This window comes from Gemmatimonadota bacterium (assembly GCA_040388625.1).
GTDB lineage: Bacteria > Gemmatimonadota > Gemmatimonadetes > Gemmatimonadales > Gemmatimonadaceae > Fen-1247.
On record JAZKBK010000004.1, the window covers coordinates 433,741 to 454,673 of the forward strand.

Below are 20,933 nucleotides of genomic sequence, written 5' to 3' on the forward strand. Positions count from 1 at the left end.
CTCTGCGTTCTCGATTTGTACGCGTTCGAGCTCGTCGGCCTGCGCCAGCTCGCGCGGACGCGACATTGGCTGGGTAATGCCGACTGCTTCCGAATATTTCAAATACGTCTCGATCGATGCGACCACGATTCGCGCTTCCACGGTTACGAGGTCGATTCCAACGAGCGAGACGCGTACCCACGCGTCGATTACGATTCCCTTGTCGAGAACGCGGTCGAGAATGTCGATAAGTGAGCTTCCGCTCGGTGACCGCTCAACGGCCATGACTCCTCCTAGTCAGATGAAGACAGCTTGGCGAGCTGACGCTCGATGCGGTCGAGCCGATCGTTGAGATCGGTCGCCGCGACGGCAGACGCCGTCTGGCTCGTCAGACGCGGGTCGTACCGCCACCAGTTCATACCTATCTGTTCCGCCTTGTCGATGGAGCAGACGAGCAGACGGATCTGTATCGTGAGCAGCTCGACGTTGGCGAGATTGATTTTGATGTCGCCTGCGATCACCAGTCCCTTGTCGAGAACGCGGTCGAGAATCTCGACCAGCCCGGTGCTGCGTGATGGGGAGACTAGTTCAGGCACTTTGCAGCCTCATCGCACACGCCCCAGTGGACCAAGGTCAATTTGCAAATCTTCCTCCGAAAGGCCGAAAACGCGTTTGAGCTCACTCATTCTATCATTCAACTTCGCAAGAGCCAGTCCCAACCGCTCCACTTCCTCATCTGTCAGCCGTCCACCTTCCATGCGCCGGACAGCCTGATGTTCCAGAACCTTCCTGAGCACCTCGATCAGGGTCAACACCAGTCGTGCGAGCCCGGTTTCAGGACCGGCCGCATCGGCGTTGATCCGCTCGGGTAAGCCTTGAGCCACGCTGTTGAGTGATTGCCCGGTCGGCTGCTCCCTCTCGACCAGCGCCGGCGGCTCCCTGTCCCCCCGCTCTGCTCTCGCAAGTATCGGCGCAGCAGTTCGCGGAATCGACCCAAAACTACCAGCGATCGACCGTGACGGCTCGGGCGGAGCCCGCATCCTCTGCTCAGCGGTCGCAACGGCCTGGAGCAGCAACCCGATGTTTAGCTTGATCAAATCTACGTCCGCGACGGCGATCGTGACCTCGCCGTGCACTACCGCACCACGGTCAAGAACCGTATTGAGCAGGTCGCTGAGGTCCAGCGGCTCGTCGCCCAGCAGAGTCGCCGGCTGGCCTACCCGCAACTCCTCGAAAGACCCCTCCAGCGGGCCGTCGCGCAGCTTGTCGCGCGGGTCGGAGTCAGCGACCACGGACGAAGTGGTAGGGCGGCCACGGTCCGGTGAAATCAAAACTCAATCCAGCCCGCCCGTATGTCGCGATGAGTTCGGTCAGGGCAGATCTGAACGAATCGTAGTGCTCGTTGTCGACCAGATACGCGCCGTCCAGGAGCACCCCTGCCTCGTTCGATACCGAGCCGCCGCGCGCCACGCTTTCGCGCGAGCAATCGGACAGCGCGGCGTGTGCAAGCTCCGCTATTCGCGACCCCGCATCGCGGGTCGCGGATCGGCGCAGCTCCGTGAGTTTCCTGCGCAGAAGGTACGCCTGGCCCGGCGAGGCGACGTCGGCCTGACGCTCGAGCTCGCCCAGCCTGTCATCCATCTGCTCAGCGGCATTCGCGAGCGCGGCCTGATCGGCGGAGATGCGCACGCATAGCTCGCGTGCACCACTCACTCGATCCAGCATCGCACGAAACTCATCATGCCTGTCGTCCAGCATCTCCGACACGGCGCGCTCATCGCTGAACATCGCCCACATCGAAAAAGGCACGACGGCGCCGCGGTCCGCGGCCCACGTGATGACCGCGTCGTGCGCGACGGCCCGGGGCGTGAGCCATTCCGGATCCCCCATACGCTCCGACGGCGCATCGCCGGAGTACTCGTCTGCGTCAAGCGCCGTCACGAGCGCGGCGACATCGGCGCGCACGATGCTTCGAACCGGAGCGCGATCGATCCCACGCGGTGCGTTACTCAGCACGAACGTCGCCGGAACGACGCAGTAGACATACTCGACCGTCCCCGTCAACGCGCGTTGTCGTCGTCACGCGCGACGCGCACGGGGCCACCACCGACTGACATTCCCAACTGCTCGCGCCACGCACGCACCTCGCGCAGGCGCAGCATTATCGCCTTCTCGCGCTCCAGATATTCATCCTCGTCGATGTCACCAGCCTCGAGCTCCAGTTGCAGGCGCATCAGGTCTTCCTTGATCGTGGAGTCGTCCGTCAGCTCGTCCTCGACCGCGCGACGCACCTTGTCCAGCGTCCACATCGTGCCGTCCCACGGCCCGATGAATGGTGCAAGGAGGATGGACGACAGCAACCCCATGCTAGTTGGCCTTCTCCAGCTTGAGCTTGATGTTGACGAAATTGTACGGCGGCCACGGTCCGGTGTACTTGAACGCGAGCAGGTGCTCGTAGCGACGGCTGAGCTCCTTAACGACTTCATCGAACGCCTTCTCACCCGATCGGTTCACCAGAAACGCGGCGTTCATGATCATCCGGTCGCCTATGACCTTGTTGCTCCTGCTCGCGACTGAAACCCGCTTGAGCTCCTCGTGTACGGTGGCGACGTACCGGCTGGCGGAGTCTTCCAGCGCGCCCTCGATCAAGCGCCCGAGCTGCATGCGAGCGAAATACGTGGATGACGACGCGTTGCGCGTGATCTCGTCCTTCAGCTTTCGAATCTCGTCATTGTCCTGCTCGATGCTCTCGACGACGCGGTCGCGATCCCAGCGGATCTGCACACCGAATTCGATCTTGTCCTTCATCTTTTCGAGAACGTCGGTGAACGCTTCGTACGTGGAGCGAAGCAGCTGTCCCACATCCTCTTCAGACCGGAAGACCGTTCCGAACGACATCGGGATGACGGTGAACTCGCGCATCACCGTTTCATTCACGAATTCGTGTGCGAGCACGTTCTCACGCGTCGGATCGTAGATCACGATCGGCGTGTCGCTGACCACGGCGGCCAGATCCTCATGATGGACGGTGTAAACGCGGGCGCTTCCGCCGATGCCTATGTCACCGAAATCCCGCGGAGTCTGATGCCGGATGATGCAGTAGACATACTTGCCCTCGGCCGGCGCGACGGCGAGCGAATCGCTCGCCGCGTCGGATTCGCTGCTGGCGTCGAAAAGCGATGCGTCGAGCGCGCTCATTCTGTCGTCACTCAATGGCTGTCGTTCCATTTCCGTCGAAAACCCCCTCCGAGCTGTTACGCGCTGCAACGATTGCGCCGACGAGTGAAGCAATCACACCGGCCGCACTTTCGACGCCGACGCCGGACATTCTGTCCAGAGTATCGTGCGCAGTGTGCACCCGGGCAAGCGAATAACGCGTTCCCCGGCTGACAGTGCACGCGGCCCATCCCTCATCAGCAAACGCCGTCGAGTCCATAAGGATCCCGGGAAGTCCTCGCCGAATTCGCGCGTCGAACCCCAGCACCCCATTCCTGCGCAAAGACTGCAATAGATGACGTCCGGCGCCAGTGGCTGTAATCGTCAGCGCGCCCCGGTCATCCACACCATCACAGTTAATCACCACGCCAGCGCCCTTGGATTGCACCCAGGCACGGGCACCGGCGAGGCCCAATTCCTCGGCGGAAGTTATGAGCACTCCGACGGGGATCACCCCATCGATGATGCTCGCGGCCCTCAGAATGGCCGCGACGCCGCTGGCATTGTCCAGCGCCCCGCTGCCGCGTGTGCCTACCCACGAAAGTAATAATGGCACAGAAGCAACGGCTCCGCAGGTGGCCGCGCCAAGGAGCAGCGCACCCGGCAGGGGCAAGACGCGAGAAGCGGTCCAAACGAGAATCAGACAGACCCAGCTGGTAAGAGCCCCCACCGCGGCGGCGGCTCGAATCAACAGCGAGACCGGTTGGCTCTTGCTGTCGAGGTGAGCCATGAGCCACACCGAAGGAACACCGCGGCGACCCTCGAGATTCACCCCGAACCTGCGCGCGAACGGAAGTCGGCGCGTGCCATAGCGGCCCAGCCACCACCCCGACACGGAAACGGCAGCGACCAGCGCAATTCCGACTGCCAGGCCCGTGTCCGTCGCGGCTCCCCCGCGCACCGCCCCAATTGCGGCCACGGTCGCTGCGGCGAAGAGCACCAGCCCCGCGATCGGCGTTCCCCACATCCCGGGGAACGCGGAGTAGCCGAAAGGCCGTTGCTCTACCACGAAACCAGCGTCGGTCAGCCACGTCGCACAAATGGTTCGAGCGGCCGACTCGGCGGCAGATCCGGCCGGACGCGCCGATCCGCCGATGCGTGCGAGCAGAGCCTGACCTTCCGCGGTACCGCTCACTCGCTAGCGGAGACCCATGATCTGCTTGGTCTCGGTCAACGTGGCGCTGGCGATCGCCCTCGCGCTCGCAGCGCCCGCCGACAGGGCGTCCTCGACACGCTCGGGCGCTGCACGAAGCTCTGCCGCGCGAGCGCGAATCGGACCCAGCTCGGTCTCCATCGAGGCCTGCAGAACGCGCTTGCAATCGATGCAACCCCAGCCGGCGCTGCTGCACTGTTGCGCCACGTGCTCGACCGTTGCAGGAGAGCTGAACGCCTTGTGAATGTGATAGATGTTGCAGACTTCCGGAGTGCCGGGATCGGTCTTCTTTACCCGGGCGGGGTCGGTGACCGCGGGGCGCAGCTTCTCCCAGATCGCTGCCGGCTCTTCCAGCAGACCAATCGTATTACCGAGTGACTTGGACATCTTCGCCTGGCCGTCCAGTCCCATGATGCGTCTGGTCGGAGTGAGCAGCGGCTTGGGCTCGACGAAGAAATCGATGCCGAACTTGGAGTTCCAGCGGCGAACGATCTCGCGCGCGAGTTCCAGATGCTGCACCTGATCCTCGCCCACCGGGATGAGCTCGGACTGATACAGCGCGACGTCGGCAGCCTGAAGCACCGGGTAGTTGAGCAACCCCGCGAGGATGCTCTCCTGGCGGCTCGACTTGTCCTTGAACTGGGTCTGGCGCTCCAGCTCACCCAGCGGAGTCACCGTGTTGAAAATCCACGCCAGCTCGGTATGTTCGGAGACCGCGGACTGAACGAACAGGGTGCACTTTTCGGGATCTATGCCGGACGCGAGTAGCGAGATCGCCATGTCGCGCGTGCGACGGCGCAGATCTGCCGGCTCGTACATGCCCGTTATCGCGTGGTAGTCCACGATCGAGAAGAACGACTCGTATCGGTGCTGCAGCTCGACCCAGTTGCGCACTGCGCCGAGGTAGTTTCCTATGTGCAGCTCACCCGAGGGTTGAATGCCGCTGAATACACGTGCCATACGCCAAATATACGAGCGATGACCACAAGTCAGGCAGCTGTTCCATACACTGGCGAGATCATCGCGAAAATCCTCGACGCGATGATCGTTGCGGCGCGCGCGGCGGAAGGTATAATCTCGGCCGGTGCGACCCGCCGCGGCGACCTCGTCTGGCAGTCGAAGGGTCTGGCCGATTACCTGACGGAGATAGATACCTCCTCGGAAGCGCTGATCCGGCATGAAATCACCAACGCACTGCACGCCGATTTTCCAGACCTGCGCGTACTGGGCGAGGAGAGCTGGCGCGATGAGCCGCTTCCGCACGGACTCGCGTTTGTCGTCGATCCGCTCGACGGCACCACGAATTTCCTGCACGGGATCCCGGCGTATTCAGTTTCGATAGCCGCAATCCACGACACGGAACCGATCGTCGCACTGGTGCTGGACATTCCGCACGGCGAGCTGTACACCGCGGTGCGCGGCATGGGCGCGCGACTGAACGGGATACCTCTTCACGTGTCGCAGATATCGGATCCGGAAAGGGCGCTCATCGGCACCGGCTTTCCGTTCGGCGAGAATGCGGATGCGGTGCGTTATGCGCGCCAGTTCGTTCCGATCGCCCGGACTACGTCGGGAATCAGGAGAGCCGGCTCGGCTGCGATCGACCTCGCATGGGTCGCTGGCGGAAGGTTCGACGCCTTCTGGGAGTTGCACCTGTCGCCGTGGGATATGGCGGCCGGCATTCTGCTGGTACGTGAAGCTGGCGGAATCGTCACCGGCATCGATGGCACGCCGGCCACGATCGAAACGGCGCCGCTCGTGGCCGGTAATCCTGCGATGCACGGATGGCTGCTCGACGTCCTGCACGGCGCGGACCGTTCTGGAACATGAAGCTCATAGAATGTGTTCCGAATTTTTCCGAAGGGCGCGACTTGGCGGCCGTCGACGCGATTCGCGATCGAATCGCCGCGGTGCCGGGAGTCTCCGTGCTGCACGTGACTTCGGATGCCTCGCACAACAGGTCGGTCATCACCTTCGTTGCGCCGGCGGAAAGCATGGTCGATGCCGCAGTCGCCGCGATCCGCGCGGCGCGCGACCATATCGACCTCACGCGACACGAGGGCGTGCATCCACGCATCGGCGCGGCGGATGTGGTTCCGTTCGTGCCACTCGACGGTGCGACGATGGAGGACTGCATTGCGATCGCGCGTGAGGTCGGGCAGCGAGTCGGAGACGAACTGGGGATTCCGGTCTATCTCTACGAGCGAGCGGCAACTCACGTGTCGCGACGCAATCTTGCGGACGTACGGCGTGGCGGCTTCGAAGCGCTGCGCGATGCAATCACATCGGATCCTGCCCGGGCACCGGACTTCGGACCTGCGCGCGTGCATCCCACTGCGGGTGCGGTCGCAATCGGCGCGCGTCCGTTTCTGATCGCCTTCAACGCATACATCGGCGACAGCGGCAATCTGCGCGCGGCCAGGGACATTGCACGCGCCGTTCGCGAGTCGAGTGGCGGGCTGCGAGCCGTGAAGGCTCTCGGACTCGAAGTGAATGGCCAGGCTCAGGTATCGATGAATCTGGTCGACATCGACCAGACGTCGCTCGCGACTGCCTATGTCGCAGTGGAGCGCGAGGCACGCGAGCGTGGCCTGGAGATCGTATGGAGCGAATTGATAGGTCTCCTGCCCGAGCGCGCTGCGTTCGAGCTGTCTTCCAGAGCATTGAGGCTGAGAGACGACATCGGCGCACACGTACTCGAGCGCGCCGTGCTGGCGAAACGCGCCGAGCAATCCATGTCCGATTATCTGAAAAGCGTCGCCAGCGCGGACGCCGTCCCGGGTGGAGGAAGCGTAGCGGCGATCGCGGGTGCTCTTGGCGCGGCTCTGGTGAGCATGGTCGCGGGTCTGACCATCGGCCGCGATCGGTATGCGGCGGTCGACGCCGAAATGCGGGAGATCCAGCGTGGCGCACTGGACATTGCGCACGAGTTGCAGACTCTCGCGCGGCGCGACGCGGAGGCCTACGCACGTGTCACCGATGCGCGCAGATTGCCGCATCGGACCCCGGACGAGAACGTTGCGCGAGATGTTGCGATACACGACGCTCTCCTCGGCGCTATCGACGTCCCGCTCTCTGTGGCACGTTGCGCAGCTCGGACACTGGTCCTTGTGAGCGCTGCCTCGGAACGCGGTAATCCGAACGCTATCACCGACGTCGGTGTTGCAGCCCTGCTGGCGAGCGCCGCATGCACCGGGGCGGCCTACAACATCGGCGTGAATGCGAGCGCACTACGCGACGGTGCCGATGCGGCGGGACCTCTGGAAGAAGCAATCGCGCTCTCGGCGGAAACGGAGGCGCTTGCTGCATCAGTGGCGAAGAGGGTGTGGGCGGCGATCTGACGCCGCCACACGTGCACGCGAGCTATGCCGCGCGCACGCTGGTCTTACGCAGCTAGCTGCGTCAGCACGCGCGGGCCCTGCGCAGTGATGGCGACTGTGTGCTCGAAGTGTGCTGCACGCGATTTGTCGACCGTCACGACAGTCCACTGATCCGGCAGCTGGCGAGTCTTGTGGCTGCCGATCATTACCATGGGCTCGATTGCGATCGTAAGGCCGGCTGCCAGCTTCACGCCACGTTTGGGCTTGCCGTAGTTGGGAACCTGCGGGTCTTCATGGAACGTAGTTCCAATTCCATGTCCGACCAGGTCGCGCGTGACGTTGAAGCCCGCGCGCTCGACCACTTCCTGCACCGCGGCGCCGATGTCGCCGACGTGATTGTCCGGCTGCGCAGCTGCGATTCCAGCGGCCAGCGCCTTGCGCGTTACGTCGAGCAACCGCAATGATTCCGCGCCGACATTACCGACCGCGACCGTCGTGGCTGCATCCGTGTGATAACCTTCGAGCAGTACGCCGACGTCGATCGATACTATGTCGCCGTCGCGAATGACGCGCTTTGCACTCGGTATTCCGTGCACGATCTCTTCGTTGATCGATGCGCACACACTTGCGGGAAATCCGTAAAGCCCCTTGAACGACGGAAGTGCGCCTTCGTGCGAGCGTATGAATTCCTCGATCATGCGGTCGACGTCGAGCGTCGACATTCCGGCGCGCGTGTCGGTTTCAGCGAGACGCACCGCAGCGGCGAGGATCTGTCCCCCGCGCGCCATGATCTCGATCTCTCTTGCTGATTTGAGCTGTATCATTGACTGCTTCCTCTAACCGCGTGCGCCGTCAGGATGCGAGTTGGACGCTCTGGAGCGCCTGCGCCGCCCGGGCCGTAACGTCCGTCACTTCGCCGATCGCGTCTATGCGTTGCACCGGAATACCATGGGAATCATACCACTCGACAACCGGCGCGGTGAGCTCTTCGTAGACGTTGAGCCGATTCTGAATGGCGTCAGGCTCGTCGTCCTGGCGGCGAATGAGACGGCCGCCGTCGCCGCGTGGACACGCGGTGCCCGGCTCGAGGCCCCTGAACGGCGTCTGACATACGTCGCAGGTCGTGCGCGAGCTGAGCCGCCGGATCAATTCAGCGTGATTCGCCTCGAATAGCAACACCGCGTCGACCTTTCGGCCGATGCTCGCGAGCGCCTCGGCGAGACCCTCCGCCTGAGGTACGGTGCGGACTGCGCCGTCGAGAATTGCACCGCGCGCGGATTCAGGCGACGCAATCGCGTCGCGAAGAATCCCGAGAATCACCGAATCGGGAACGAGATCGCCACGATCCATGAACTGCTTGGCCTCGAGTCCAAGAGGCGTGCCTTCACGCACAGCGGCGCGAAACAGATCGCCGGTGGCGATTTTCGGAATGCCAAGGCGAGCTGCAAGCAGCTCGCCCTGAGTTCCCTTCCCCGCGCCCGGTGGTCCGAGCAGAACGATTATCACAATTGCACCGCGACGTCAGTAGCCGGCGAACGAATTCTGCCCGCGGAACCTTACGCGTCCCTTCTTCATGAATCCGTCGTACTTGCGGAGCAGCATGTGCTGGTTGATCTGCGCCATCGTATCGAGCGCGACACCGACAACGATCAGCAGCGACGTGCCGCCGAACGTGAACGGAACGTTGATCGCATCCGCGATGAAGATCGGAAGCAGTGCGATGAACGTGAGGAATATCGAGCCTGGAAGCGTGATCCGGGATATCACCGAATCCACGTACTCGGCTGTCTTCGCGCCAGGTTTCACACCCGGAATGAATCCGCCCTGCTTCTTCAGGTTCTCGGCGATGTCCACCGGATTGAAGATGATCGCAGTGTAGAAGTACGTGAAGAAGATGATCAGGATCGCCAGCAGCGTGAAGTACAACCACGTTCCGGGCTGCATACGCTCCGACATCTGCTGCATGAACGGATTGCCGCTGAACTGTGCGAACGCGCCTGGAATCACGATCACCGATTGCGCGAAGATGATAGGCATCACGCCCGCGGTATTGATTCGGAGCGGAATGAAGTTCCGCGATGCTTCTCGCTGGCGCCCACGAGACATGGTGCGCTGCGGAATCTGAATCATTATGCGCCGCGCTGCGATCGTGATCGCGATCGTACCGGCGACGACGGCAACCATGACGAAGCCGAGTATGATCAGAGAGAATGGTCCGATCGCCTGCGTCGTCACGAACTTGAACGTGTCGAGAATGCCGGGCCAGAAGCGCTCGACAATCGAGAAGAAGATGATGAGCGAGGCACCGTTACCCAGACCACGCTCGGTGATCTGCTCGCCCAGCCACATGACGAAGATCGCGCCGGTGGTGAGGAACAGAACCATCTGCAGCTTGAACATGAAGCCCGGCGTGATGACGGCGTTCTGGAGCGACGACGTGAACAGCGCGAAGCCCCATCCCTGAACTACGGCGAGCGCGATGGTGATGTATCGCGTCCACTGGTTGATGGTTTTTCGACCTTCCTCGTCCTTCTGCATCTTCTCGACCTGCGGCAACACTGCACCGGCGATCTGGATGAAGATGGACGCGGAGATGTACGGCATGATTCCGAGCGCGAACACCGTTGCGCGGGAGAGACCGCCTCCGACGAACAGGTCGTACAGCCCGAGCAATCCTCCACCACCCTTGTTCGCGAAGAAATCCGTGAGCGCCACCACGTCGATTCCCGGCGCCGTGATATGCGAACCGAGCCGGTAAAGGACGAGGCAGAGGAAGGTGAACTTGATCTTATCCCACAGCTCGGTGTTGCGCGTGATGTCCGCGACCGCCGATGCGGGATTTGTCTGCGCCATTAGTAGAGTCTCCTCAGTGGGTGGCAGCGCCACCCGAAACTGCTGTAGGACGATTCCATCGCGCTCACGCGGCAGAATCGCGAAGCGCCGGCGCGGACGGCCAAGGCCGCCGCACTCGACGCATTACACAAAGTTGGTGGCCATGCTGCGGCCCCTTTCGGAAATTTACGCGACGGTACCGCCGGCGGCGACGATCTTCTCGCGCGCACCGCTGCTGACCTTGAGCCCCCGGACCGTCACAGCCTGCGTGATCTCTCCGTTGGCCAGAACCTTGGCCGGTCCCTTGCCGCCGTGGATCATACCCGCCTCCACCAGCAGCTCGTTCGTTATTTCCTTCCCTTCGAATCTTGCGAGGTCGCCGAGCCGCACGACCTGGCTCTCGACCCGGAACGGACTCGTGAAGCCACGCTTCGGCAGCCGACGGGTGAGCGGCATCTGACCGCCCTCGAAATGTGGCTTGCCGCCGCCCGGTCCATGGTGTCCCGACCGTGCCTTGATACCCTTGTGTCCCTTACCCGACGTCTTACCCGTGCCGGAGCCCGGGCCGCGACCGATGCGCTTGCGATTGCGCGACGATCCCGGTGCAGACGACAGGTTATGGAGACCGATTTTCTTAGCCATTTGTTATGCCTCGTCCTTGGCCGGAGCGATCGTCACGAGATGGCGCACGCGCTTGATCTGTCCGCGCAGTGCCGCCGAATCCTGATGAATCACCACGTCATGCGGGTGCTTGAGTCCGAGCGCCTCGAGCGTGCGGCGCATGCGCCACGAATGCCCGATCTTGCTGCGAACCTGCTTGATCTCGATCCTGCCCTTGCCGGGGGCCTGAAGCTTGTCCGTCGTCTTGGGCCCCCTCGTCGGGTGCCACACGAAAGTCCTGGCCATTACGCAACCACCTTCGTCTTGGCACGAGAGCGATAGCCGAGCGAGCTCTGCTCGACGCCACGCTCGCGCGCGATCTGTTCTACAGTTGTCAGCTTCGCCAGCGCGTCGAGCGCGGCGAGAACCATGTTGTGCGGATTGGTCGAGCCGAGGCTCTTGGTGAGGATGTCGGTGATTCCGACGCATTCCATGACTGCGCGCACCGCACCACCGGCGATTACACCGGCTCCTGGTGCTGCTGGCTTCATGAGAACCTTTCCTGCGCCATGCTGGCCGACGATAGCGTGTGGAATCGTGCCGCCGGTCATCGGAACCGCGACCATGCGGCGGCGAGCTGCCTCGACGGCCTTGCGGACCGCTTCGGAAACTTCGTTCGCCTTGCCGGTCGAGAATCCAACCCGTCCCTGACCATCACCGACTGCCACGAGTGCGTTGAAGGAGAAACGACGTCCGCCCTTCACGACCTTGGCGACGCGATTGATCGCGACCACGTTCTCGATGAGATCGCTGCCGCCCTCGCCGCCCTGACCGCCGCGTCCACCGTCACGTCCGCCACCGGGGCCACGTCCGCCGCCTGGGCCACCGCGGCCACCCTGACCGCCGCCCTGACCACCGCGGCTCTGACCGCCACCCTGGCCTCCGCGACCACCACCAGCGCCACCGCGTCCGCCGCCGCCCTGTCCGCCGCGGCCACGCTGCTGGCCGCCGCCGGAGCGCGCGCTGCGCCCGGGTCCGCCAGTGTTGCCGCCGGTGCTGCCACCAGTGGTGCCACTGCCTGCGCCGCCGCTCGCGGCTGGCGCTCCGCCCTGCTTCTGTTCGTCAGCCATTAGAACTCCAACCCGCCTTCGCGGGCACCGTCGGCCACCGCTTTCACGCGGCCGTGATACACATATCCACCACGGTCGAAGACGACGCTGGTCACGCCCGCTTCCTTGGCGCGCGCCGCGATCTTCTTGCCGACCTCGAATGACTTCTCGACCTTCTTCCCGGTGATTCCACCGTCCGTAACGGTCATGAGCGTGTGCTGAGTGTTGTCGTCCACGAGCTGCGCATAGATGTGCTTCTCGGAACGGAACACGACCAGACGCGGACGCTCGGCCGTGCCATTCACTTTCTTGCGAACGCGAAAGTGACGACGGGCGCGGTACTGCTCGCGGGTCTGCGGTTTTTTCATCGCTTACTTGCCCCCGGCCTTACCGGCCTTGCGGCGAACCTGCTCGCCTTGATACTTGACTCCCTTGCCCTTGTATGGCTCGGGTGGACGCAGACTGCGCAACTCCGCGGCAACCTGGCCTACGACTTCCTTGTTCGCGCCTTCGACGACGATCTGCGTCGGCTGCGGTGCGCTCAGCTTGATTCCCTTGGGCGACTTGTACTCCACAGGATGGGAGAAGCCGAGAGCCAGCTGCAAGCCATAAGGCCGTACCTCGGCCTTGTAACCAACGCCGACCAGCTCGAGCGTCTTCGAGAAACCCGTCGATACACCCTCGACCATGTTCGCGACGAGCGTGCGGCTGAGACCATGAAGCGCCTTGTGCTTCTGCTCATCCGACGGACGCGCCACGACCACTTCACCGTTTTCCATCGACACTTTCATGTCCGAGTGGAGGGTGCGCTCGAGTTCTCCCTTGGGACCCTTGACCTTCACATTGTTGCCGTCGACCGTCACCGTTACGTTCGCGGGGACCGGGACTGGCTTCTTTCCAATACGTGACATTGTTGGCTCGCTTACCAGACTAGCGCGACGAGTTCGCCGCCGGTGCGATGCTGCCGCGCCTGGCGGTCGGACATGACACCCTGCGACGTGCTGAGGATCGCCATGCCAAGTCCGTTGCGAACGCGCGGGATCTCGGTGACACCGACGTAACGTCGGAGGCCGGGAGTCGAGACGCGTTGCAGATCACGGATGACCGGCTGGCCCGTGCCAGCTGCGTACTTGAGGATCACGCGCAGAATCTGCCGCCCTTCCTCGGTCTCGAGGGTGCGGTAGTCCTGGATGTAGGAATTCTCTTTCAGGATCTGCGCGATCTGCGTTTTCACCTTTGACGCGGGCATGTCGACGCGGCGATGCTTCGCCCGGCACGCGTTGCGGATCCGCGTTAGCATATCCGCGATCGGATCTGTCATACTCATCGTTCTGCTCTACCTCGTCCCGTCGTATCCGTTGCTCGGACGTGCGGGGCTGCTTGGGTATACAGCGAGGCCCTTTGCCTCGCCTTCTTCTTTCCCTGCCGACCAGCTTGTATGGGCAGGCCCCCGTGCCTGCCCTTCTTAACTCTGCGCATTCCTTAAGAGGGGGCGGGCAGGGGCGCCTGCCCCTACGACTGCCACGTTACCAACTTACCAGCTTGCCTTGCGCACGCCCGGGATGAACCCCGCCAGTGCCATGTCGCGGAACGCGATACGCGCGAGTCCGAACTGACGCAGGTACGCGCGCGGCCGTCCGCTGAACTCGCAGCGATTGCGGATGCGCACCACTGACGCGTCGCGCGGCATCTTGCGAATCGCGGCATAAGCGTCTGCGCGCTGATCCGGCGTCGACGCCGGATTCTTGATTATCGCCTTCAGCTCGCGACGACGCGCCGCGTACTTCGCGACGATTGCACGACGCTGCTCGTTCTTCTTGATCTTGGAAGTCTTCGCCATTGTATGCTTCGGTTAACCGTGTACGATGACGGGCTTCTCTTCACCGCGGAACGGCATGCCGAGCTCGCGGAGAAGTGCAAGAGCCTGATCGTCCTTGTTCGTCGTCGTGACGAAAGTGATGTCCATTCCGTGGATCTCATCTACCATGTCGTAGTTGATTTCGGGGAAGATCATCTGCTCCTTGACGCCCATCGTGTAGTTGCCGCGTCCGTCGAACGCGCGTGTGTTGAGGCCGCGGAAATCACGGATGCGTGGAATCGCGACCGTCACCAGACGATCGAGGAACTCCCACATGCGTGGACCACGCAGCGTCACCGACGCGCCGATCTCCTGGCCCTCGCGCTGACCGAAGTTCGCGATCGACTTCTTCGCCTTGCGCCGCACGGGCCGCTGACCGGTTATGAGCGCCAGCTCGTCCACCACGATGTCGAGCACCTTGGAGTTGCGAATCGCTTCGCCAACACCGCAGTTGATCACGATCTTCTCGATGGTCGGGACCTCGTGCAGGTTGCCGAATCCGTACTGCTTGGTGAGACGCGTCCGCACCGTCGACTTGTAATGCTCACGCAGACGCGGCGCCGGAACCGGAAGCTCTGCGCCGGCGTGTTCCGTCGGCAGCAGCTGCTTGCGCTCTGCGCCGCGACCGGCTGACGCCTTGGTCGAGCTCTTGGATGACGTCTTTGGCGGCGTGGACTTCGCCGGCGATTTTCCGCCAGCCTTCGCCCCAGCCTTGCCGCCCTTTGCGCCGCCCTTCTTGTTGTCTTGCTTGTTTGCCATTTGCTCTATTCCTTAACGGGACGCCATCGGGATCGAGTCGCCGCTCTTGACGCTGACGCGCTCCTTCGTTCCGTCCTTGTCCGTACGCGCCTTGACGCGCGTCGGCTTGCCTGACTTCGGATCGATGAGCATCACGTTCGATGCAGCAAACGGGGCTTCCATCTCGCGGATGCCGCCCTCTTCCTCCGCACTCGTCGCGCGACGGTGCTTCTTCACGATGTTCACGCCCTTCACGAGGACGCGGTTCTTCTTTGTGAAGACACGGAGAACCATGCCCTCCTTGCCCTTGTCGTCGCCGCGCATCACGCGGACAGTGTCGCCCTTGGCAACGTGAACGCTGCTGCGTTCCGCATTCGCCGAGTGACGATCGGTGGTGAGGCGGTTCCTGTTCGTCTTCCGATATTTCAACACGCGCATGCTACAGAACCTCCGGCGCCAGCGAGGCGATCTTCATGTACTTCTTGTCGCGGATCTCACGTGCGACCGGACCGAACACGCGCGTCGCGCGCGGCTCGCCAGCGTCGTTGATGATCACGACCGCATTCTCATCGAAGCGGATGTACGAGCCGTCCTTCCGGCGCGTCTCCTTGGCGGTGCGCACTACCACCGCACGCGCCACGTCCGACTTCTTCACCGTTCCGTTCGGGAGGGCGTCCTTCACCGCCACGATCACGACGTCGCCAAGACCCGCGTAGCGCCGGCCAGTACCGCCCAGCACACGGATGACGAGCGCCCGCTTCGCGCCGGAATTATCGGCAACCTTCACCATGGACTCTTGCTGAATCATTGCAGTATCTCGTTAGCGTGCGCGCTCGACGATCTCGACCACTCGGAAGCGCTTGTCCTTCGACAACGGGCGCGTCTCCATGATCCGTACCGTATCGCCCAGCTTGGCCGAGTTCTCCTCGTCATGAGCTTTGAGCTTCTTGGTACGCGTCATCATCTTGCCATAAACAGGGTGCTTCACGCGGCGCTCGATGGCGACCACCACGGTCTTCTCCATCTTGTCGCTCACGACCGTACCCGTGCGCACCTTGCGCGCGTTACGTGTCTCCGTCCCGAGCTGTGTGCGCTGGGACGAACCGGCGCCGTTAGTCATATCAGCCATTCTTCTGCTTCCTCTCGTTCTGCACCGTCTTGAGCCGCGCGATGTCGCGCCGGATGAACCGCAGGCGTAGCGGATTTTCCAACGTCTCGGTTCCAGAGCGGAACGTCAGTCGGAAGCGCTCTTCCTCCAGCTCGTTGATCTTCGCGACGACGTCAGAATCGATCATCTCGCGGATTTCGTTAGCCTTCATCTGAATGCGCCTCCTCACGCTTCACGAACTTCGTCTTCACACTGAGCTTCGCCGCAGCAAGCGCCATCGCCTTCTGCGCGATCTCGAGCGTCACACCTTCCAGCTCGAACATCACACGGCCAGGCTTCACAACGGCAACCCAACCTTCGGGTGAGCCCTTACCCTTGCCCATGCGCGTTTCTGCCGGCTTCTTCGTGATCGGCTTGTCGGGGAAGATGCGAATCCACACCTTTCCGCCGCGCTTGATGTGACGCGTGAGCGCCACACGAGCGGCTTCGATCTGCCGGTTCGTGACCCAGCCTGGCTCCAGTGCCTGGAGGCCGAAATCGCCGAACGAAACCTTCGATCCACGGGTCGCCAATCCCTTCGTGCGACCCTTGAACATCTTGCGGAACTTTACCCGCTTCGGACTGAGCATCTCTAATTCTCCTTACGCATCCGTCGAGTAAGTCTTGCCACGACGATCTTCAACGATCTCACCCTTGAAGATCCAGACCTTCACACCAATGGTGCCGTAGGTCGTCTTCGCGGTTGAAGTCGCGTAATCGATGTCGGCGCGCAGCGTCTGGAGAGGAACACGACCCTCGTGATATCCCTCGACACGCGCGATCTCGGCGCCGCCAAGACGGCCGCCGCACTTGACCTTGATTCCCTGAGCGCCCATCCGCATCGAGCTCTGCACCGCGCGCTTCATCGCGCGGCGGAACGAGATGCGTTGAGCAAGCTGATTCGCGATGTTGTCGGCGACGAGCTGGGCATCCAGTTCAGGACGCTTGATCTCCTCGACGTTGATCCCGACTTCCTTGCCCGACAGACGGCTCAGCTCGTCACGCAGCTGATCGACTTCAGTTCCCTTCTTTCCGATGACGACGCCCGGACGACCGGTGTGAATCGTCACCACTACCTTGCCAGGCTTGCGCTCGATCGTGACGTCGGAGATCGCGGCGTGGCCGAGACGCGCGTGCAGATACTTGCGGAGGAGTGCGTCCTCCTTGAGCATCGCAGGCATGTCGCGATTCGCGTAGTAGCGCGACCGCCAGTTCTTCGAGACACCAAGGCGAAAGCCGATTGGATGTGTCTTCTGTCCCATTACTTCTCTCCCTCGGTCTTCTTGGCCGTCTTCTTCGCGGCAGTCTTTGCCGTCGTCTTCCTGGCCGTAGTCTTCTTGGCCGCGGTCTTCTTCGCAACGGGCTTCGGCTTCGCCGCGCGCTCCGAGACGATGATGTCGACGTGGCTCGTGCGCTTCCTGATTGGAGTGGCACGACCCTGCGCCGCCGGCATGAACCGCTTGATCGGCCTACCTTCATTGATCACCGCATGCGACACCACCAGCAGGTCGAGATCGATGGCTTCGTTGGCCTGACGCGCCTTGTACTCGGCGTTCGCCACGGCTGACGACAGCGTCTTCTCGATCTGCTTGGCCGCATGCTTCTTGGAGAAGCGCAGCAGTGCAAGCGCGTCGCTCACGTTCTTGCCACGGATCTGATCGATCACGAGGCGCATCTTGTACGGCGACTGGCGCGTGGTGCGCTGAATCGCGCGTGCACGCTCGGTCATCACGGGAGTTGCGGCCATGTTACTTGCCACCCTTGGCCGGCACGCCCGCCGCCTTCTTGTCCGTCGCCTTGTTACCGGTATGACCACGGAAGAGCCGCGTCGGCGAGAACTCGCCAAGCTTGTGCCCAACCATGTTCTCCGTCACATAGACCGGGATGAACTTGTTGCCGTTGTGCACCGCGAATGTGTGCCCAACGAAGTCAGGAAGGATCGTGCTCGCGCGCGACCACGTCTTCATGACCTTCTTCTCATTGCGGCCGTTCATCGCGTCGACTTTCGACATAAGCGATTCGTGTACGAACGGACCCTTGCGAACACTACGTCCCATATTCGATTACCCGTCTTAAGACTGCGTCGCCTTACCGCGGCGACGGCCGCGCACGATTAGCCGTGTTGACGGCTTCTTCGAATGGCGTGTCTTCACGCCTTCCTTCTTGCCCCACGGCGACACGACGTTACGTCCGCCGCGCGTACGACCACCATGCGGGTGATCCACCGGGTTCATCACTTCACCGCGCACCTTCGGACGCTTGCCCAGCCAGCGCGACTTGCCTGCCTTTCCATGCGACAACAACTCGTGCTCGGCGTTGCCGACGATGCCGACCGTCGCCATGCACATCCCGTGAACCAGCCGAACCTCGGACGAGCCGAGCTTGAGCGTCACGTACTCGCCTTCCTTCGCCACGACCTGCGCCGACATTCCGGCGGAGCGTGCCATCTGGCCGCCCTTGCCGGGCTTGAGCTCGATGTTGTGCACGTCGGTACCAAGCGGCATCTCGCGCAGCGGAACCGCGTTGCCGATACGCGTGTCGGAACCAGGTCCCGAAATCACGGTATCGCCGACGCTCAGTCCCTTGGGATGCAGGATGTAGCGCTTCTCGCCGTCCTCGTAACGCACCAGCGCGATGCGCGCCGAGCGGTTGGGATCGTACTCGATGTGCTCCACGATCGCGGGCATCGCGAACTTGTTGCGCTTGAAATCGATCTTGCGATACTGACGCTTGTGACCGCCGCCGATGCGACGCATAGCTATGTGGCCGTGATTGTCGCGCCCGCCCGACTTGGGAAGCGGCTCGATGAGCGACTTCTCAGGCGTGCTGCGCGTGATCTCGGCGAAGTCCGACACGGAGCGGAAACGCGAGCTCTTCGTGACCGGCTTGAACTGACGAATTGCCATGGTGGCTGCTTAACCCTCGAAGATGTCGATCGTGTCGCCCTGCTTCAGCGTCACGATGGCCTTTTTCCAATTCGCGCGCTTGCCGACCGACTGGCCAACGCGACGTGTTCTGCCGCGGCAGTTCATCGTCTGCACGCCAGTCACGGTCACGCCGAAGAGCTTCTCGATTGCCTGTCTGATCGCCGTCTTGTTCGAGTCAGGCGAGACCTCGAACGTGTACTCCTGGCGATCCTGATAGGCCGCCGAAGTCTTCTCGGTCATGATCGGACGAACGATGGTGCGGAACATTGTTGCCATGTGCTACTTCTCCTTCTTGGCCGAAGTCTTTCTGGCCGTCGTCTTTGCAGTCGTCTTCCGCGCAGCAGGTGTCTTCTTCGCCGCGGTCTTGCGCGCGGGCTTTTCACCCTCGGCAACCGGAGCGAGAGACTGGCCGATCGCGCCGGACTCGACGAGCACAACGTCGCTCCACAGAATGTGGTACGTCGAAGCGTCGGAGAACGGCATCACGTGCGCGCTCGGAAGATTGCGGCAGCTGAGATACACGTTCCTGTTCACGCCATCGGTGAGAATGAGAACCTTCTTCCCGCTCACACCGAGTGACTCGAGCAATCCGAGCAACTGCGCCGTCTTGGGCGCATCGTAGTCGAAGCGATCGATCACGAACAGCGAATCTTCGGAAGCGCGTGCATTCAGAGCGCTCTTGCGAGCGAGAACCTTCACCTTCTTGTTCGTGCCCATCGTGTAATCGCGCGGCGTCGGACCGAAGACCGTACCACCACCGACCCAGTGCGGAGCACGCGTCGAGCCCTGACGAGCACGACCGGTCCCCTTCTGCTTCCACGGCTTCTGATTACCACCTGTTACCAGGCCGCGCGTCTTGGTCGACGCGGTGCCCTGACGCTGGTTGGCGAGATACGCCTTGACCGCGTGATGCATCACCGGGAAGTTGATGGTGCCGTCGAACAGGTCGGTCGGAAGCGTTACTGCATCGCGCTGCGTGCCACCGCCGGTGTACGCAGCCGCGGTACGCGCGATCACTTCCTGTTCGGTGTTTTCTGTGTCAGCCATGATTAAGCCTGCTTGCGGATCATCACGATCCCGCTGCGGGGACCGGCGATGCTGCCGCGGATGTAGATCAGGTTACGCTCCATGTCGATCTTCTCGACGCGGAGATGCGTCTGCGTGTGGCGCTCGTCACCATAACGGCCGGGCATCTTCTTGCCCTTGATGACGCGGGACGGATCCGTACCAGGTCCGATCGAGCCAGGACGACGATGCTTGGTGTTGCCGTGCGTGTTCGGTCCGCCGCCAAAGCCCCAGCGCTTCACAACGCCCTGGAAGCCGCGACCCTTTGTGGTGCCCGTGACCTTGACCGTATCGCCCGGCGCAAAGATCGAAATGTCGATCATGTCGCCGACGTTGTAAGTCGGGATCTCGGGATCCTTGCCAGGCGCGTCGTCGATGCGGAACGACTTGAGCGTGTGCGGCGGCGCATCGAGGCCGGCCTTCTTCGCATGACCGATCTCAGCCTTGTTCGCGCGGCGGCCGCGCGGCGTGCGCTCGTTCTGCTTCGAATCGCGCGCAACGCGCTGCGTGCCGAAACCGAGCTGCACCGATGCGAAGCCCGACTCTTCCTTGCTGGTCACGAGCAACACCGGATTGGGTGTCGCCTCGACGACCGTGCAGGGAATCTGCTGGCCCTGCTCGTTGAATATCTGGGTCATGCCCAGCTTTCTGCCGATGATTCCAATCATTGTAGTTCTACTCGACCTTGATCTCGACGTCCACACCAGCCGGCAGATCCAGCTTCGTAAGCGCGTCAACAGTCTGCGCCTTCGAATCGAGAATATCGATGAGGCGCTTGTGCGTCTTCAGCTCGAACTGCTCGCGCGACTTCTTGTCGACGTGCGGAGAACGGAGAACCGTCCAGCGCTGCGTCTTGGTCGGAAGCGGAATCGGTCCTGAAACCGACGCACCGGTCTTCTCGGCGGTGCGTACGATGTCAGCCGATGCCTGATCGATCACCGCGTGATCGAAAGCCTTGAGCCGAATGCGAATTTTGCCAGCCATTATAC

30 protein-coding genes and 4 pseudogenes are annotated in these 20,933 nt (G+C 62.4%); 2 read left to right on the plus strand and 32 right to left on the minus strand.

Going from position 1 to position 20,933, the window contains the following annotated elements:
* Window positions 1–72 precede the first annotated feature (72 nt).
* The 8 genes and pseudogenes from gvpJ (V4529_10520) to trpS all read right to left on the minus strand — a co-directional run bounded on the left by gvpJ (V4529_10520) (window position 73) and on the right by trpS (window position 5,308).
* Window positions 73–264 (minus strand): annotated as a pseudogene (gene gvpJ, locus V4529_10520) (gas vesicle protein GvpJ).
* Between the two features lie 8 nt (window positions 265–272).
* Window positions 273–575, minus strand: a complete 303-nt coding sequence (locus V4529_10525; GenBank protein ID MES2358761.1) for a gas vesicle protein — start codon at window positions 573–575, stop codon at window positions 273–275.
* 9 nt (window positions 576–584) lie between these two features.
* Window positions 585–1,271: a gas vesicle protein GvpJ gene (gene gvpJ, locus V4529_10530; GenBank protein MES2358762.1), complete on the minus strand. Its 687-nt coding sequence runs from the start codon at window positions 1,269–1,271 to the stop codon at window positions 585–587.
* Window positions 1,261–2,043: a GvpL/GvpF family gas vesicle protein gene (locus V4529_10535; protein ID MES2358763.1), complete on the minus strand. Its 783-nt coding sequence runs from the start codon at window positions 2,041–2,043 to the stop codon at window positions 1,261–1,263. The genes gvpJ (V4529_10530) and V4529_10535 overlap by 11 nt, the downstream gene beginning before the upstream one ends.
* Window positions 2,040–2,345 carry a gas vesicle protein GvpG gene (locus V4529_10540; protein ID MES2358764.1) on the minus strand — a complete coding sequence of 102 codons (306 nt, stop codon included), beginning with the start codon at window positions 2,343–2,345 and terminating at the stop codon, window positions 2,040–2,042. The genes V4529_10535 and V4529_10540 overlap by 4 nt, the downstream gene beginning before the upstream one ends.
* A gap of 1 nt (window position 2,346) precedes the next feature.
* A complete protein-coding gene (locus V4529_10545; protein MES2358765.1) occupies window positions 2,347–3,192 on the minus strand; it encodes a GvpL/GvpF family gas vesicle protein in 846 nt (281 codons plus the stop codon).
* A complete protein-coding gene (locus tag V4529_10550) occupies window positions 3,185–4,330 on the minus strand; it encodes a M28 family peptidase (protein ID MES2358766.1) in 1,146 nt (381 codons plus the stop codon). The genes V4529_10545 and V4529_10550 overlap by 8 nt, the downstream gene beginning before the upstream one ends.
* A 3-nt stretch (window positions 4,331–4,333) precedes the next feature.
* Complete coding sequence (gene trpS, locus V4529_10555; GenBank protein ID MES2358767.1) at window positions 4,334–5,308, minus strand: tryptophan--tRNA ligase; 975 nt, start codon at window positions 5,306–5,308, stop codon at window positions 4,334–4,336.
* Between the two features lie 18 nt (window positions 5,309–5,326).
* Here trpS and V4529_10560 point away from each other — a divergent pair, with 18 nt between their 5' ends.
* Both V4529_10560 and ftcD read left to right on the plus strand, forming a co-directional pair.
* Window positions 5,327–6,178, plus strand: a complete 852-nt coding sequence (locus tag V4529_10560; GenBank protein ID MES2358768.1) for an inositol monophosphatase family protein — start codon at window positions 5,327–5,329, stop codon at window positions 6,176–6,178.
* Entirely contained in the window at window positions 6,175–7,689 is a 1,515-nt protein-coding gene (gene ftcD / locus V4529_10565; protein MES2358769.1) for a glutamate formimidoyltransferase, read from the plus strand. The genes V4529_10560 and ftcD overlap by 4 nt, the downstream gene beginning before the upstream one ends.
* 44 nt (window positions 7,690–7,733) lie before the next feature.
* Here ftcD and map read toward each other — a convergent pair whose 3' ends face one another.
* The 24 genes and pseudogenes from map to rpsJ form a co-directional block, all read right to left on the minus strand.
* The gene (gene map, locus V4529_10570; GenBank protein MES2358770.1) at window positions 7,734–8,492 is read right to left on the minus strand and encodes a type I methionyl aminopeptidase; all 759 of its coding nucleotides are present in this window, start codon (window positions 8,490–8,492) and stop codon (window positions 7,734–7,736) included.
* 28 nt (window positions 8,493–8,520) lie between these two features.
* Entirely contained in the window at window positions 8,521–9,174 is a 654-nt protein-coding gene (locus tag V4529_10575; protein ID MES2358771.1) for an adenylate kinase, read from the minus strand.
* A 15-nt stretch (window positions 9,175–9,189) separates the two neighbouring features.
* Window positions 9,190–10,521, minus strand: a complete 1,332-nt coding sequence (gene secY / locus V4529_10580; GenBank protein MES2358772.1) for a preprotein translocase subunit SecY — start codon at window positions 10,519–10,521, stop codon at window positions 9,190–9,192.
* A 165-nt stretch (window positions 10,522–10,686) separates the two neighbouring features.
* Window positions 10,687–11,142, minus strand: a complete 456-nt coding sequence (rplO, locus tag V4529_10585; protein ID MES2358773.1) for a 50S ribosomal protein L15 — start codon at window positions 11,140–11,142, stop codon at window positions 10,687–10,689.
* 3 nt (window positions 11,143–11,145) lie between these two features.
* A complete protein-coding gene (gene rpmD, locus V4529_10590) occupies window positions 11,146–11,406 on the minus strand; it encodes a 50S ribosomal protein L30 (protein ID MES2358774.1) in 261 nt (86 codons plus the stop codon).
* A complete protein-coding gene (gene rpsE / locus V4529_10595; protein ID MES2358775.1) occupies window positions 11,406–12,230 on the minus strand; it encodes a 30S ribosomal protein S5 in 825 nt (274 codons plus the stop codon). Before rpsE ends, rpmD begins: the two co-directional genes overlap by 1 nt.
* Window positions 12,230–12,577: a 50S ribosomal protein L18 gene (gene rplR / locus V4529_10600; GenBank protein MES2358776.1), complete on the minus strand. Its 348-nt coding sequence runs from the start codon at window positions 12,575–12,577 to the stop codon at window positions 12,230–12,232. Before rplR ends, rpsE begins: the two co-directional genes overlap by 1 nt.
* A gap of 3 nt (window positions 12,578–12,580) precedes the next feature.
* On the minus strand, window positions 12,581–13,120 hold the full coding sequence (gene rplF / locus V4529_10605; protein MES2358777.1) for a 50S ribosomal protein L6: 540 nt from the start codon (window positions 13,118–13,120) through the stop codon (window positions 12,581–12,583).
* Between the two features lie 11 nt (window positions 13,121–13,131).
* On the minus strand, window positions 13,132–13,536 hold the full coding sequence (gene rpsH / locus V4529_10610; GenBank protein MES2358778.1) for a 30S ribosomal protein S8: 405 nt from the start codon (window positions 13,534–13,536) through the stop codon (window positions 13,132–13,134).
* A gap of 207 nt (window positions 13,537–13,743) precedes the next feature.
* Window positions 13,744–14,049, minus strand: coding sequence for a 30S ribosomal protein S14 (gene rpsN / locus V4529_10615; protein ID MES2358779.1), 306 nt, complete (start codon window positions 14,047–14,049; stop codon window positions 13,744–13,746).
* 12 nt (window positions 14,050–14,061) lie between these two features.
* Window positions 14,062–14,667: a 50S ribosomal protein L5 gene (gene rplE, locus V4529_10620; GenBank protein MES2358780.1), complete on the minus strand. Its 606-nt coding sequence runs from the start codon at window positions 14,665–14,667 to the stop codon at window positions 14,062–14,064.
* Between the two features lie 171 nt (window positions 14,668–14,838).
* Window positions 14,839–15,162 (minus strand): annotated as a pseudogene (rplX, locus tag V4529_10625) (50S ribosomal protein L24).
* Window positions 15,163–15,244: 82 nt separating this feature from the next.
* The gene (rplN, locus tag V4529_10630) at window positions 15,245–15,613 is read right to left on the minus strand and encodes a 50S ribosomal protein L14 (protein ID MES2358781.1); all 369 of its coding nucleotides are present in this window, start codon (window positions 15,611–15,613) and stop codon (window positions 15,245–15,247) included.
* A 12-nt stretch (window positions 15,614–15,625) separates the two neighbouring features.
* Window positions 15,626–15,934, minus strand: a complete 309-nt coding sequence (gene rpsQ / locus V4529_10635) for a 30S ribosomal protein S17 (GenBank protein MES2358782.1) — start codon at window positions 15,932–15,934, stop codon at window positions 15,626–15,628.
* On the minus strand, window positions 15,927–16,124 hold the full coding sequence (gene rpmC, locus V4529_10640; GenBank protein ID MES2358783.1) for a 50S ribosomal protein L29: 198 nt from the start codon (window positions 16,122–16,124) through the stop codon (window positions 15,927–15,929). Before rpmC ends, rpsQ begins: the two co-directional genes overlap by 8 nt.
* Window positions 16,114–16,542, minus strand: a complete 429-nt coding sequence (rplP, locus tag V4529_10645; GenBank protein MES2358784.1) for a 50S ribosomal protein L16 — start codon at window positions 16,540–16,542, stop codon at window positions 16,114–16,116. Before rplP ends, rpmC begins: the two co-directional genes overlap by 11 nt.
* Window positions 16,543–16,554: 12 nt before the next feature.
* A complete protein-coding gene (gene rpsC / locus V4529_10650; protein MES2358785.1) occupies window positions 16,555–17,214 on the minus strand; it encodes a 30S ribosomal protein S3 in 660 nt (219 codons plus the stop codon).
* A 116-nt stretch (window positions 17,215–17,330) separates the two neighbouring features.
* Window positions 17,331–17,681, minus strand: a pseudogene (gene rplV, locus V4529_10655) (50S ribosomal protein L22).
* A 19-nt stretch (window positions 17,682–17,700) separates the two neighbouring features.
* A complete protein-coding gene (gene rpsS, locus V4529_10660) occupies window positions 17,701–18,009 on the minus strand; it encodes a 30S ribosomal protein S19 (protein ID MES2358786.1) in 309 nt (102 codons plus the stop codon).
* 15 nt (window positions 18,010–18,024) lie between these two features.
* Entirely contained in the window at window positions 18,025–18,858 is an 834-nt protein-coding gene (rplB, locus tag V4529_10665) for a 50S ribosomal protein L2 (protein MES2358787.1), read from the minus strand.
* 9 nt (window positions 18,859–18,867) lie between these two features.
* The gene (locus tag V4529_10670) at window positions 18,868–19,155 is read right to left on the minus strand and encodes a 50S ribosomal protein L23 (protein ID MES2358788.1); all 288 of its coding nucleotides are present in this window, start codon (window positions 19,153–19,155) and stop codon (window positions 18,868–18,870) included.
* A gap of 144 nt (window positions 19,156–19,299) precedes the next feature.
* A pseudogene (rplD, locus tag V4529_10675) lies at window positions 19,300–19,926 on the minus strand (50S ribosomal protein L4).
* A 2-nt stretch (window positions 19,927–19,928) separates the two neighbouring features.
* Window positions 19,929–20,612, minus strand: a complete 684-nt coding sequence (rplC, locus tag V4529_10680) for a 50S ribosomal protein L3 (protein MES2358789.1) — start codon at window positions 20,610–20,612, stop codon at window positions 19,929–19,931.
* A gap of 7 nt (window positions 20,613–20,619) precedes the next feature.
* A complete protein-coding gene (gene rpsJ / locus V4529_10685) occupies window positions 20,620–20,928 on the minus strand; it encodes a 30S ribosomal protein S10 (protein ID MES2358790.1) in 309 nt (102 codons plus the stop codon).
* Between the last annotated feature and the right edge of the window lie 5 nt (window positions 20,929–20,933).

Excerpts from the sequence above, each read along its gene's own strand:
- rpsS (MES2358786.1), bottom strand. The coding sequence starts at position 18,009 with ATGGGACGTAGTGTTCGCAAGGGTCCGTTCGTACACGAATCGCTTATG.
- rplP (MES2358784.1), bottom strand. The coding sequence starts at position 16,542 with ATGCTCAGTCCGAAGCGGGTAAAGTTCCGCAAGATGTTCAAGGGTCGC.
- rpmD (MES2358774.1), bottom strand. The coding sequence starts at position 11,406 with ATGGCCAGGACTTTCGTGTGGCACCCGACGAGGGGGCCCAAGACGACG.
- ftcD (MES2358769.1), top strand. The coding sequence starts at position 6,175 with ATGAAGCTCATAGAATGTGTTCCGAATTTTTCCGAAGGGCGCGACTTG.
- V4529_10560 (MES2358768.1), top strand. The coding sequence starts at position 5,327 with ATGACCACAAGTCAGGCAGCTGTTCCATACACTGGCGAGATCATCGCG.
- rpsJ (MES2358790.1), bottom strand. The coding sequence starts at position 20,928 with ATGGCTGGCAAAATTCGCATTCGGCTCAAGGCTTTCGATCACGCGGTG.
- secY (MES2358772.1), bottom strand. The coding sequence starts at position 10,521 with ATGGCGCAGACAAATCCCGCATCGGCGGTCGCGGACATCACGCGCAAC.
- rplF (MES2358777.1), bottom strand. The coding sequence starts at position 13,120 with ATGTCACGTATTGGAAAGAAGCCAGTCCCGGTCCCCGCGAACGTAACG.
- rplN (MES2358781.1), bottom strand. The coding sequence starts at position 15,613 with ATGATTCAGCAAGAGTCCATGGTGAAGGTTGCCGATAATTCCGGCGCG.
- rplC (MES2358789.1), bottom strand. The coding sequence starts at position 20,612 with ATGATTGGAATCATCGGCAGAAAGCTGGGCATGACCCAGATATTCAAC.
- rpmC (MES2358783.1), bottom strand. The coding sequence starts at position 16,124 with ATGAAGGCTAACGAAATCCGCGAGATGATCGATTCTGACGTCGTCGCG.
- V4529_10540 (MES2358764.1), bottom strand. The coding sequence starts at position 2,345 with ATGGGGTTGCTGTCGTCCATCCTCCTTGCACCATTCATCGGGCCGTGG.
- rpsN (MES2358779.1), bottom strand. The coding sequence starts at position 14,049 with ATGGCGAAGACTTCCAAGATCAAGAAGAACGAGCAGCGTCGTGCAATC.
- V4529_10670 (MES2358788.1), bottom strand. The coding sequence starts at position 19,155 with ATGGCAACAATGTTCCGCACCATCGTTCGTCCGATCATGACCGAGAAG.
- rpsE (MES2358775.1), bottom strand. The coding sequence starts at position 12,230 with ATGGCTGACGAACAGAAGCAGGGCGGAGCGCCAGCCGCGAGCGGCGGC.
- rplB (MES2358787.1), bottom strand. The coding sequence starts at position 18,858 with ATGGCAATTCGTCAGTTCAAGCCGGTCACGAAGAGCTCGCGTTTCCGC.
- rpsH (MES2358778.1), bottom strand. The coding sequence starts at position 13,536 with ATGAGTATGACAGATCCGATCGCGGATATGCTAACGCGGATCCGCAAC.
- rpsQ (MES2358782.1), bottom strand. The coding sequence starts at position 15,934 with ATGGCTGATATGACTAACGGCGCCGGTTCGTCCCAGCGCACACAGCTC.
- map (MES2358770.1), bottom strand. The coding sequence starts at position 8,492 with ATGATACAGCTCAAATCAGCAAGAGAGATCGAGATCATGGCGCGCGGG.
- rplO (MES2358773.1), bottom strand. The coding sequence starts at position 11,142 with ATGGCTAAGAAAATCGGTCTCCATAACCTGTCGTCTGCACCGGGATCG.
- trpS (MES2358767.1), bottom strand. The coding sequence starts at position 5,308 with ATGGCACGTGTATTCAGCGGCATTCAACCCTCGGGTGAGCTGCACATA.
- rpsC (MES2358785.1), bottom strand. The coding sequence starts at position 17,214 with ATGGGACAGAAGACACATCCAATCGGCTTTCGCCTTGGTGTCTCGAAG.
- rplR (MES2358776.1), bottom strand. The coding sequence starts at position 12,577 with ATGAAAAAACCGCAGACCCGCGAGCAGTACCGCGCCCGTCGTCACTTT.